We start from the raw sequence: 12,625 nt of genomic DNA, 5'->3' as shown, positions 1-12,625 counted from the left end.
TGGTCTTGATGGCTTATTTATCCTTTGTATTGTACAAGCGATAAAATAAAGAGAAGACCGAATAGAACAACCGAAGTGCCGCCGTAAGATGGTGACCCATGAACCGTGAAGTTCAGGGCGGATGCGTCACTACCTCTGCAGGTTTCCTGATACACCGCAAGCGGTGCAGGCATACACAATGAGGCAATAGGTACCACATCCTAGTAAAGCATTATCGGCTCAGGGAATAAACATCTACTAGCCAACACTTCAGAATAGTTTCATCTTAACCAATGAAAAGTGTGATTGCAAGTAGCAATTACAGATTGCTACGTAGTGAAAATTTGTCAGTTTTTCAGCAATTTTCAGATATGTGCTAATATAGAGGGCTTTCAACACCCTAAGACAGCATTATAGGCGTTCATTCACTTGAGGAGCGGTAATATATGACCACGAACCAGCAACCATCAGAGTCTATCGACGACAATCAGGCACCACTTAATGACAAAAACGGCGGACAAAATAAAAAAACACCGCATGTTTTGATGATATTGGACGGCTTTGGTCATCGTGAAGAAGATAAGGATAATGCCATTGCTGAGGCCAATATGCCAAACTTGGATAAAATCTATCAGCAATATCCACATGGCCTGATCTCTGCCTCTGGAGAAGATGTGGGTTTACCAGATGGTCAGTTTGGCAACTCAGAAGTGGGACATATGAACCTCGGCGCTGGCCGCGTCCTGTATCAAGACTCAACGCGTATCTCAAATGAGCTTGCCAATCGTGAGTTTTATAAAAACCAAGCGCTGGTCGATGCAGTAAAAGCAGCAAACGACTTGGGCGGTAATGTGCATATCATGGGCTTGCTCTCTGATGGCGGGGTGCACTCGCATCAAGATCATATCGAAGCGATGTGTCATTCAGCGCTGGTGCATGGTGCCAAAAACGTCTTTGTGCATTGTTTTTTAGATGGCCGCGATACGCCGCCTAAGTCTGCTGACAAATATATCGATCGCTTGCGTGATCATATCGGTAAGCTCAACGCCCACTACGAAGGTGGTCGCGTACAGATTGCCAGTATCATCGGGCGTTATTATGCCATGGACCGTGACAATCGCTGGGAGCGCGTCCAAAAAGCTTATGAGCTGATCACTGAAGGAAAAGCTGATCGCTTGGCCACGCGTGCCGATGGTGCTGTACAAGCCGCTTATAAAGCGCGCGAGACGGATGAGTTTGTCAGTCCGACGACCGTGATTGGTCGTGATGAAGTGCCTTATACAGTTGAAGACAATGATGCGCTGATCTTTATGAACTTCCGCGCTGATCGTGCTCGCGAGCTTACCCAAGCGTTTGTGCTGCCAGATCATGAGTTTTCAGGGTTTGCCCGTCAAAAGCAGCCAAAGCTGGCCGCCTTTGTCATGCTGACCAAATACTCTGATGTGCTGGCTGACAACCCGTACACCAGCATCGCTTATCATCCCACCTCATTGACCAACACCCTTGGCGAGTATTTGCAAAACATTGGCAAAACGCAGCTACGTATCGCCGAAACGGAAAAGTACGCTCATGTGACGTTTTTCTTTAGTGGTGGCCGCGAAGAGGAGTATGAAGGCGAGACCCGTATCCTAGTACCATCACCTGATGTGGCCACTTATGATCTGAAGCCTGAAATGAGCGCCCCTGAAGTGACGGATAAGCTGGTCGAGGCGATTGAGTCTGGCAAGTATGATGTGCTAGTGGTCAACTATGCCAATGGTGATATGGTCGGACACACGGGTATCTTTGATGCCGCGGTGCAAGCGGTAGAGGCGCTCGATGTCTGTATTGGCCGTCTTGAGACTGCTGTGCGCGCGGCTGGCGGCGATATGCTCATCACCGCTGATCATGGCAACTGTGAGCAAATGCAGGACTATGAAAGTGGGCAAGTGCATACTCAGCATACCACCGAGTTGGTACCTCTGATTTATATCGGCGAGCAAAAACTCACGGTGCGCAATGGGGGTAAGCTCAGCGATATCGCTCCAACTATTTTGACCCTGATGAGTGTGGATACACCAGCTGAAATGACAGGTAAGAGCCTACTGATTCCAGCGTCGTAAGTCTGCTTTATGATCATACGCCATTCTCATGAGTAGCGGCGTGTTGCTCATTGCGGTGAATGACGATACTGTGGCTATGCTGTGAGTTGTACTGTAGCGGTAATATGGCTATGGTACGATAAGGACAGACAGACGTTGTACCGCCATATTATAAGGAGAGATCATGATTGTCTCTCCTTTTTTTTTGCTATATTTTTAGGCATTTTTTTATTGTCACGACCGCAGTCTACCAATGACAGTTAACGATTTAAATACTGAGGGTTTGCAATACACTACTAGTCTTAGCTCTGCTCTTGATGCTATCTTATAAAGTCGCTATCACAGATATTTTTATAATAAAAATTACGATATTTTATGATTAATACGAGTATTTTATGCGTCCTATTTATGCCATACGCTCTTTTCTCATCAAAAAAATCAATCGCGATATCAGACGTGTATCCAGCACGCCTGCTGTATATAAGCCTGTCTTTATGGCAGCGCTGCTAGGGCTGGTCGGTGTCAATTTCTCTCAAGCGGCCGCAGCCCCCAGTCATCATTCGGCGCAGAAGCTGCAACTGATTGGCTTAAATACGGATGAGATAGATCCTGCAGAAGACAATCTATCAGATATCGCCGATATGCTAGCGGCAGCCGACGACATCGATGACTCGATAGATAGCGTTGCCGATGAAAGCGTGCTCAATGACGAGGCTGAGGTAATCGATACCGCGATACCGCCGGAGGTCGCGCATGTGTCATTGAATGCCATTTCTCCTGAGACGCTCAAGACCTTTGTCGCTGTGGTCGATTTGGTGCGCCGTGAGTATGTCGATGCGGTCAACGACGAGACGCTGTTTAATAATGCCATGAGCGGTATGTTGACCAAGCTCGATAGTCATGCTGAGTTTTTGGATGCCGAGGCTTATGAAAACCTGCGTGCCTTTACCGAAGGCGACGTAGGCGATGTCGGTATCAAGGTCAGCTATCAGCCACAAGAAGGCTACTGGGTCATCACAGAGGTCATCGATGACTCACCTGCTGACAAAAAAGGCATCGCAGTCGGCGATTATTTGCATCAGGTGGGTGAGTTTAGGCTTGATGAAAATCGCCAAACCAACGACGTTGAGCAACTGTTGACGGGTATCGCTGGCACGCAAGTAGATGTGGTGACTTCTAAAGCGGGTCGCCGTAAGCACACTACTACTTTGCAGCGAAATAACAGCCATCCGCAAACCATTGAGATAGAGCTGGTCGATGGTATTGCGGTGGTTAGGCTACCAGCCTTTCAAAACGATAGTCGTGACAGGCTGCTTGAGGGCTTGATCAATCTAGACGCGCCGGTTTCAGGCATTTTGTTGGATCTACGTGATAATCCAGGCGGCGTGCTTACCTCGGCGGTGAATGTCGCCAGTCTGTTCATGAATGATACTGATGTGGTGCAGGTACAAGCGCGCCAAAACGAGCCGCGCGTGCTGTCCACGACAGGTGAGGCCATCCTTAAGCCTCTACCTATGGTGGTGCTACAAAATCGCTACTCGGCTTCGGCGGCCGAGGTGCTTGCCAGCAGCCTGCAGGCGCAGCAGCGCGCCACTATCCTTGGGGAGGTCAGCTATGGTAAAGGATCGGTACAGTCGGTGATTCCGCTAAACGATGAGCAAGCAGTCAAACTGACGGTCGCCAACTATATGACCGCCACGGGTCAAAAGATAGATGAGATCGGGGTGACACCTGATGTGATGCTCTCTGGAAATGAGAGCACATGGCGACAGCAGGCTCTTGAGCTGGTCAAAGAGCGTGCCTTAACGTCAGGCGTTCGTTTTGTCCGAAAGCCCAACAGCGCACAGTGAGCCTAATCTAAGTCATATAATGGTCCTCCATGCCATAGATCGTCTCTGGTCCTTATTCAAGCTGGTCTTCATCGATTTCTAGTTTTTTCATGCGGTAACGTAAAGAGCGAAAAGTCGTGCCTAGCAGTTCAGCGGCTTGGGTTTTATTCCAGCCTGTTTGCTTTAGTGCGGTGATGATCAGCTGTTTTTCTTGCGCTTGTAAATAATGCTCTAAGCCTTGGGCAGGTAAGCCTGTATTGTTGATGTTTTTTGTCTCGTTTGGCGCTTGTACGGCCTGATTGGCCGTTTTTATGTTTTCGGCGCTGTCGCCCTGCGCCGTTTTTAGGTGATTGGCCGCCGCACCTTTGATGACAGAAGGGTAGTGCTGAGTATGAGTGCGATAAGGATGCAAGTTGCTGGCCGAAGTCGGGGTTTGCATAGGTTGTCCCTTCTCATCGTGTGCTGCTGAGCTGTCTATAGGCACCATTTGCTCCGATGGGCTGTTTGGCAAAAGCGTGTCTGCTGAAGCAGGATGAGTGCGGGCGGCAGGTGTTTCAGCTGTTGGTGCTGTGCCTTGCGTAGCTGTGTTTACCGCATGCGGCTCTGTATCCGCCGGCGTCAACGCTGGCAGGCCCAGATGGTTGACATCGATATTTGGCGTTTCTGCTAGGGTTACTGCACGCTCAAGCAAGTTACGCAGCTCGCGCACGTTGCCTGCAAAGTCGTGATGTTGCAAACGCTCACAGGCGGCTTCTCCAATTGCCACTCTTCAGCGATCAAGGCCAAAAAGTGTGTCGCTAGTACAGGTATGTCATCACGGCGCGCGTTGAGCGTCGGTAGTTTTAATTCAATGACGTTGATGCGGTAGTAGAGATCTTGGCGAAACGTGCCAGCCTGCACCAGCTGGGCCAAATCTTTATGAGTTGCAGACAATATGCGAATATCGACAGGTATCTCTTTGGTATCACCGATGGCTCTTACCGTTTTTTCTTGAATGGCGCGCAGAAGCTTGACTTGCATCGCTAGCGGCAAGTCAGCCACTTCATCTAAAAATAAAGTCCCGCCATTGGCTTGCTGAAACAGGCCTTGTTTGTCAGCGACCGCGCCCGTGAAGCTGCCTTTTTTATGGCCAAAAAATTCAGACTCCATCAGCTCGGAGGGTATGGCGCCGCAATTCACAGGTACAAAGCTACCATCACGGCGTGGACTGAGATCATGAATCAGTCTGGCGACCACTTCCTTACCTGTACCCGACGCCCCTGATAAAAACACCGGTGCTTGCGAGCGCGCCAGTTTTAAAATGGTGTTTTTCAGTGGTAGCATCACCGCTGAGTCGCCGATCAGCCTACTATCGAGGAGTTTTTGCTCAGGGGTACACTCAGGAGCGGCCTCGGGGTCGTCACCTTGGTGAGTGACTTTGAGGGCGTTTTCGACCAGTTGGCGCAGGCGCGGCAGCTCAAGTGGTTTATTGACAAAATCAAAAGCGCCAAGCTTGAGGGCTTCGATGGCCAAATCCATACTACCATGCGCGGTAATAACGGCAATGGGCGTATTGGTGCTGCCACTGATTTCTTTGACCAGCTCCAGACCTGAGCCGTCAGGGAGCTTGAGATCCGTTAAGCAAAAGTCATACTCGCGCTCTTGCCAGTAGCCTCTTGCTTGTGACAATGTATAAGCCACATCACTTTTGATGCCCATCTTGGTTAAAGTGATTTGCATTAATCGGCACAGATCCACTTCATCATCAACGACTAGCGCGGTTTTTGTCATACATCATCTCATCGTATTCGGTAGCGAAAAATTATCAAAGCATCTATCACAATTGAAGTTGAGTGCTTACAAATGCTCAGCTTATCAGTGCGGTATTGGTACACAAATAGTAAGGTCGTACCAATGCGTTTTATACATGGGTGCAGGCATTGATGGCAGGTGCGATGAGGCGAAAGCAGGTTTTTGTGTGTTCAGGCACATATAGCAGGCGAGCTTGATTGGCTTCGCAAAAGGCTTGTGATAGATACAACCCAAGTCCTGTCCCTGCTTGATCTGTGGTAAAAAACGGATTGAACAAGTGCGGTAAATCATGCTCGCGGACCCCAGTACCACCATCTAAAATATCGATTATAACATCGTTATCTGCACAATAAATCTCGATTTCCACAAAGGCATGAGGGTGGGCGTAGCTACTATGACGCAAACCATTGTTGATTAAGTTGATCAATACTTGCTCTAGTTGGTGGGTGTCAAAGGAGATGGTCGGCTGGGTCTTAACACGCAAAAACACGTCATGCCCCTGAAAATGGTTTTCTAAAAACGCAGGCATCCATTCGGCAAGTACGATAGGCTGCTGGTTTGCTTGCTGCTGACGCGACAGCTTTAAGATGTCTTCTATAATGCGATTGACGCGTTTGGTCTGCGAAAATATCATTTTATACAGCTCATGATTGGCTGCGATGTGCTCATCACTATAATCAGGTGCAGGGCTTGTCATGTTATTTGCTGGTGGGTGACAGCTTTCTACGACGTCCTCCATGAGCAACTGGCTGGCTTGTGAGATGGTGGCCAGTGGGTTTCTAATCTCATGAGCAATACTGGCCGTCAGCTGTCCTAAAGACGCCAGTTTTAGCTGCTGAGCGTTGGCTTGCTCACGGCGCAAATCTTCGAGCATGACCAGTTTACTGCCGTCTTTTAGAGGGATAATCTGTACACGTAGCTTGCCAAACACCGATACATTGGCCACGGCAGGTAAGTCATAAGTAAAGGTACGCGACTGTCCTGCTGCGACAGTCAAGCAGGCTTGAAGCAGCTGCGGATGCTGCTCGTCAAGCTGCTCTTCAAAATCTGCTAATTGGGCAGCAGATGCGCTATCGAGCCTGCGCCTATCAATTGGCGTACGACTTTCACTGGTAGTAGGTAAGGTGAGTGATGGACGATGAGGGATACTGAGCAGCTGATACGCGGCAAGATTTGCCAGCACGATATGCGCCTGATCGATGACAATAACGCCATTGACCATTTGAGTGATGACTTCTTGGTTGATGACATTTAGGCGCTCGACTTCCTTGGCATGACGGGCGGCCACTTTTTCTAACTGCACTAGGCGCTGCGAGATAGACCAGCTCAAGCCACCCACCGCCAAAAAACTGGCAGACATCAGCAGCGCATCGCCTAAGTTGGTCAAGCTCATGCTATTGGCAATGGCATAAAAAAACTGCTGATAAATAACAAAAATAATTGCCAGTAAGGTGATGATCAATGCTTGAGAGCTGTGAAGTAGCATAAAGCTTGCCGCTACCACTACCATATATAGCATGGTCAGCTGCAAGTCAGGCGCACCTGCGGTATAAAGCAGCAAGCTTAAGATGATGACATCCAAAGCCAAGCCAAAGGCCAGCTGCTGGCGCATGTGTTTGTTGACCACATAAAACAAACCGAGCAATATCATGCTAAGCAGTACATAAAAGCTCAGGGTGGTTTGTTGCAAAAAACTGGGCAAAGACGCGCCGCTATCAGCACGTGCGGTGATATAAACCATGAGCATAGAAAACAAGCTCACAGCAAAGCGATAACTGCTATAAATCAGTCCTAATTTACGCAGCTGCGGCAATGGCAGGGTGTCATTGGGGGGCGCTGAGCGGGTGATGGTCGAGAAAAAACGAATAGCAGGTTTCATAAATTCACCGTCATGGGACAATCAGTACTTGCTGACTTACAGTGCTGTCTGGCTTAGCTGGTTGACTTGCTAAGCAGGCAAGTAGGCGAAGATTATGGCTGAATCAGGCCATGACGGATCGCTAAATGTGTCAGTTTGACATCGCTATCGACTCCGACTTTTTCATAGATACGGTAGCGATACGTATTGATGGTTTTGACACTGACAAACAGCTGATCCGCGATTTGCTGCGGGCTTTGGCAGTTGACGACCATCATCGCTACTTGTTTTTCGCGATCACTGAGCAAATCAAAGGGCGAGCCGGCATTGTCTGATAGCAAGACGTCTGCTAACTGCTCTGCGACATCTTGGCTAAAATAGCGGCCCCCTTGATAGACTTTTTTTACCGCCCGTATCATTTCGTCTAAAGGTGTGCCTTTGGTGATATAACCGTTGACCCCAGCTTTTATCAGCATAGAAGGATAAGGCTGCGCCGACATGCTGCTGACCGCCAAAATCTTGATACCCATGTCCAATTGGACCAAACGTTTGGTGGCTTCAAGCCCGCCAATATTGGGCATATTGACATCGAGTAATACCACATCAGGGTGCAGCTGTTTGGCCATTTTGATCGCCATGTCGCCGCTATCGGCCTCACCGACCACCTCAATATCCGCACTGTCTGACAACATACGGCTGATACCCATACGTACCAAATCATGATCATCGACTACCAATACTTTAATCATCACTATACTCTTTACTATTTGTCAGAAGAAGGGATGTTGCCTAGCATAAATCACAGACAAAAAACTGTCTAAGGTATTTTTTAGTTTTTGACGATGTAAAATACTGCTAATATATTATGTGGATGTTGTTGTTTAATATATCAAATTTTGAATAATTGCCATGCTTTGGGTTAAGATATATTGCTGAAATGTGAACCAATGTTTCTATAATATAAAGTGGTTGTAGCAAAATTTGAATTGGGACAAAATAAACCAGTAAATCAGCTTGATACATTAAACTTAAAAGCAAACCATGATACACTAAAAATACAAAAACTCTATACGAGTACTTACAAACCTATTCATAAACACTATGAACGTTTTTGGCGTCAGATCGTATGTATCTGGGGTGATAGCGACAGCAGGAGGCACAATGAAGCAACTACCATTAACCAAACAGCAACTGATCGCTGCCATGATTTCACTGAGTTTGGGCGGTGTGGCACAAGCTGCACTTACGATTAATGGTAGCGCTGATACAGAATCTAGCGCGCGTATCAGCTGGGGCGGTGCCGATAGCTTGTCTGAAGCCCGTAAGATTATGTACAAATCGACAGGTTCTGCTATCAAAAAAGTCGATACTGGTTATGGCACCACCAATATCACCAATACCAACAGCTTTGGTAGCAGCAATAATAGCTATACCAATAGCAATCGCTACAACACCACCTATCACGGCGCCTTTGGCAGTAGTGATATGATTCCGATCAGCACAGACTCGCGTAGTGTGGCTGTGATTGATGCTGAAACAGGCGAGTCTATCTACGAAAAAGACGCGGATATTGCCCGTCCAATGGCCAGTATCACCAAGGTCATGACCGCGATGGTGGTACTAGATGCCGGTCTGGATATGCGTGAAGAGATTATCTTAGACGCAGAAGACTTTGTCGGCCCCAAACGTGCAAGCTCTCGTCTAAAAGTAGGAGATCGCCTCAACCGTGCCGAAATGTTACTCATGGCCTTGATGAAGTCAGAAAACCCAGCCGCAAAGAGTCTGGCGCGTAACTATCCAGGTGGATATAGTGCTTTTATGCGAGCGATGAACCGCAAAGCGCAAGACTTGGGTATGACGACTGCCTTTTTTGGTGATCCAACGGGTCTTGACAAGCGCAATGTGGCATCATCAAATGATTTGGTCAAGATGGTGCGCGCTGCGGGTAACTACGATGTGATTCGCCGCTTCTCCACCACCAAAAGCTATGATTTCTTTGTATCAAATTACTCTCGCGGCAACCGTACATATAAAGCCAACAATACCAGCAGCTTAGTACGTGAGGGTGGCTATCCTATTGGTATCTCAAAGACCGGCTTTATCAATGAAGCAGGGCGCTGTGTGGTCATGGAAACGAGGGTCAATAACCGCCCAGCCATTATTGTTATTTTGGGCGCAAACAGCTCAGCCACGCGCTGGGGCGATGCCAAAAATATCTTAAACAGCTTGGCCACGCGTCGTACTGTATAAGTGCGGATGACACTGATGTCAGTATACAAACACACATACGCACGTATATAGATCAAAAATAGACAGGTAAAATAATTCAAAGGGCTGTTATATAATATAACGGCCTTTTTTATATCAAAAAGGATACTCGTGGTATGAATCACTTGCAATCGGCTGTCGTACCTCAGCTTTATTTACTGACGAACGACGATGAGTTTGAGCGACTCTATCAAAAGCTAGAGGCCGCGCTGGCAACAGGGCTGGTCGGTCTGCTGCAAGTACGCCGTAAAAAAACAGCGGCATTGCCAGATGGTGCGGCAACACTGTTGGCAGAAGCCAAGCAAATTGTCGAGCTGGCACGAAGATATCAGGTACCAGTCGTGATCAATGATGATAGTGCGCTGGCGGCCAAGCTCGGTGTCGGGGTACACCTAGGTCAGCAAGATGGCAAGATGGTCGATGCCAAGCGCCAAATAAGTCCGGATCAGATTATCGGTCGTACGTGTCATGGACAAGTGGCGCTGGTCAAAGAAGCCAAGCAGCAAGGCGCAGACTATGCGGCCATGGGTGCTGTTTTTGCTTCTACGACCAAGCCCAAAGCCGATACCATCTCGTATCAGCAGCTAAAAGAAGGCTGCCAGCAAGGCATCGATATCTGCGTGATAGGTGGGTTAAGTGCTGAGAATGTCGGCGCGCTGGCAGGTTTGCCCATCAAATATGTGGCTGTCGTTGGAGATATTATGGATTTGCCTATTGCGCAGATAGCACCTCGTTGTCAGCAGTGGCAGCAAGCGTTTGCAAAGTGGCATACCGCTGCCGGTGACGTAAAGGCCTGATGGCCAAGTATCGTCAACTCAATATAAAATCGCCCTAAAGTAGGTTAACTATATAAGCCACAAGACGAAATAAGTCACACGGATAAGTCAAAAGCCATTCGCTATTTGGCGTGTTGCATACATAACGTAGCATAGGGCAGGGCTTCTAGGCGCTGCTCTTCGATTGGCTCGCCGCATACTTCGCACTCTCCATAACTACCGTTTTCGATACGGCTTAGCGCGTTTTCTACATAAATTAGACTTTGACGCGCCTCAGCCATGAGGTTTTTTCGCATGTCGTTTTGACGGTAGGAGATGGCTTGGTCTTCCCAGTGCTCATTGAGGTCGTCCTGTGGGTTTTGGATATGTTCTTCGATTTTGTCGATGCGAGTTTCGTACTCTTCTTTGAGTTTTAATAGGTTTTGTTTTGCCGTTTTTAGATCGATACTCATGGTTTTCTCCTAGTAGGTTTTTGTTATTATTCACTAAACAGTTAGGCCAGCGCCTGTGTTTGGCAGAGCCTGCGGTTATTCTGGTCTGGCCTAAGGTCATCATAGTGTAGATTTATCATAAACAGCGCAATCCATGAGTGCCACCACGAAATGTTACTGGTTTTATAAAATTCTGATTTTTATCATCAGTTTGTCGAGCTGGTTTTGTGTGATTGTCTGCTGAGTAATATTTAATCCACGCTTTGATAGGAGAGCGTGGCAGAAAACTGCTAGAATACACCGCCACAAATTCTTACTAGAGTGTTTTTGATCGGCCTGAGCGCTACCACTCAGGCGGCATAGTGCGGCATCGTATCGATGGTGTCAGTTTTATTTAGGATTGACCATAAATATGTGGTAGTAGGACTTATCGAGCAGTCCACTGTAGATTAACAATAGATGATGTAGAGGAGCAGTTAATGAATTTTTTGCGTATGAGTGAGCTGAGCTTAACGGACAAGGTTGTATTGATTCGAGAAGACTTAAACGTGCCAATCAAAGATGGCAAAGTCAGCAGTGATGCGCGCCTGCAAGCAAGCTTACCTACCATTAAGATGGCGCTAAAAAAAGGCGCGGCTGCGATTGTCTGCTCACATCTTGGGCGGCCAACCGAAGGCAGCCCTGAAGCCATTTATTCATTGGCACCGGTCGCTGATTATCTTAGCGACAAGCTGGCTGCACCTGTGCGGTTAGACACTGACTATCTGACTCAAGGCGTGTCTATCAAAGCAGGTGAAGTGGTGCTACTAGAAAACGTCCGTTTTAACAAAGGCGAGAAGAAAAACGAAGCTGCTTTGGCAAAAAAATACGCAGATTTGTGCGATGTGTTTGTGATGGATGCCTTTGGTACCGCGCATCGCGCGCAAGCATCGACAGAGGGCGTCACTCAAGCCATGCACCAAGCAGGCAAAAAGGTCTGCGCAGGGCCGTTGTTGGCCGCAGAGCTTGATGCGCTAAGTTTGGCGTTAGAAACACCAGCTCAGCCGATGCTGGCTATCGTGGGTGGCTCAAAGGTATCGACCAAGCTTGAAGTGCTGCATAGCTTAGCTGAGGTATGTAGCCAAATCATCGTTGGTGGCGGTATTGCCAATACATTTTTGGCGGCGCAAGGTCATAGCGTTGGTGCATCATTGTATGAAGCGGATTTGATCGATAGCGCTCGCGATATTATGAGCAAAACTGAGATTTTATTGCCTGAGTTTGTGGTGGTGGCTGATAAAGGCGATATTGACTTTGCCGACTTTACTGGCTCATTACAACAAGCCACTGCGACCATTAAGTCGGTCGATGCTATCGGCGACAACGACATGATATTGGACATCGCGCCAAAAAGCGCTGAGCGCTTGGCTGAGGCTATCATCAATGCCAAGACCATTTTATGGAATGGTCCAGTTGGAGTTTTTGAAGTGGATGCTTTTGGGCAGGGTACGCAGATATTGGCCGCAGCGGTCAAAGATAGTGCTGGGTTTTCTATCGCAGGCGGCGGTGATACGCTAGCTGCCATTGATAAATATCAAGTGGCGGACGGCGTCAGTTATATGTCTACAGGTGG

8 protein-coding genes, 1 other RNA gene and 1 pseudogene are annotated in these 12,625 nt (G+C 47.9%); 5 read left to right on the top strand and 5 right to left on the bottom strand.

Going from position 1 to position 12,625, the window contains the following annotated elements; translation table 11 throughout:
- Positions 1–63: 63 nt before the first annotated feature.
- A non-coding RNA gene (ssrS, locus tag NK638_RS09855) (6S RNA) lies at positions 64–259 on the bottom strand.
- A gap of 166 nt (positions 260–425) precedes the next feature.
- Here ssrS and gpmI point away from each other — a divergent pair.
- Positions 426–2,081, top strand: a complete 1,656-nt coding sequence (gpmI, locus tag NK638_RS09850; RefSeq protein ID WP_274632884.1) for a 2,3-bisphosphoglycerate-independent phosphoglycerate mutase — start codon at positions 426–428, stop codon at positions 2,079–2,081.
- A 374-nt stretch (positions 2,082–2,455) separates the two neighbouring features.
- Positions 2,456–3,910 carry a S41 family peptidase gene (locus NK638_RS09845; RefSeq protein ID WP_274632883.1) on the top strand — a complete coding sequence of 485 codons (1,455 nt, stop codon included), beginning with the start codon at positions 2,456–2,458 and terminating at the stop codon, positions 3,908–3,910.
- Positions 3,911–3,962: 52 nt separating this feature from the next.
- Here the strand turns inward: NK638_RS09845 and NK638_RS12535 are convergent.
- The 3 genes and pseudogenes from NK638_RS12535 to NK638_RS09825 form a co-directional block, all read right to left on the bottom strand.
- Positions 3,963–5,659: pseudogene (locus NK638_RS12535) on the bottom strand (sigma 54-interacting transcriptional regulator).
- 130 nt (positions 5,660–5,789) lie between these two features.
- On the bottom strand, positions 5,790–7,559 hold the full coding sequence (locus NK638_RS09830) for a sensor histidine kinase (protein ID WP_274632880.1): 1,770 nt from the start codon (positions 7,557–7,559) through the stop codon (positions 5,790–5,792).
- A 92-nt stretch (positions 7,560–7,651) separates the two neighbouring features.
- The gene (locus tag NK638_RS09825; protein ID WP_274632879.1) at positions 7,652–8,287 is read right to left on the bottom strand and encodes a response regulator; all 636 of its coding nucleotides are present in this window, start codon (positions 8,285–8,287) and stop codon (positions 7,652–7,654) included.
- Positions 8,288–8,699: 412 nt separating this feature from the next.
- Between NK638_RS09825 and NK638_RS09820 the strand changes: the two genes are divergently transcribed.
- The gene (locus tag NK638_RS09820) at positions 8,700–9,788 is read left to right on the top strand and encodes a serine hydrolase (RefSeq protein ID WP_274632878.1); all 1,089 of its coding nucleotides are present in this window, start codon (positions 8,700–8,702) and stop codon (positions 9,786–9,788) included.
- Between the two features lie 134 nt (positions 9,789–9,922).
- Positions 9,923–10,603 carry a thiamine phosphate synthase gene (locus NK638_RS09815; protein WP_274632877.1) on the top strand — a complete coding sequence of 227 codons (681 nt, stop codon included), beginning with the start codon at positions 9,923–9,925 and terminating at the stop codon, positions 10,601–10,603.
- Positions 10,604–10,704: 101 nt separating this feature from the next.
- Here the strand turns inward: NK638_RS09815 and NK638_RS09810 are convergent, their stop codons facing one another.
- A complete protein-coding gene (locus tag NK638_RS09810; protein ID WP_075100661.1) occupies positions 10,705–11,034 on the bottom strand; it encodes a TraR/DksA family transcriptional regulator in 330 nt (109 codons plus the stop codon).
- Between the two features lie 458 nt (positions 11,035–11,492).
- Here NK638_RS09810 and NK638_RS09805 point away from each other — a divergent pair.
- The coding region (locus NK638_RS09805) for a phosphoglycerate kinase (protein ID WP_274632876.1) at positions 11,493–12,625 on the top strand (1,133 nt) is incomplete at its 3' end.

The organism is Psychrobacter sp. A3 (assembly GCF_028823565.1).
GTDB classification, from domain to species: domain Bacteria; phylum Pseudomonadota; class Gammaproteobacteria; order Pseudomonadales; family Moraxellaceae; genus Psychrobacter; species Psychrobacter celer.
This window is presented reverse-complemented; position numbering and strand designations above follow the sequence as displayed.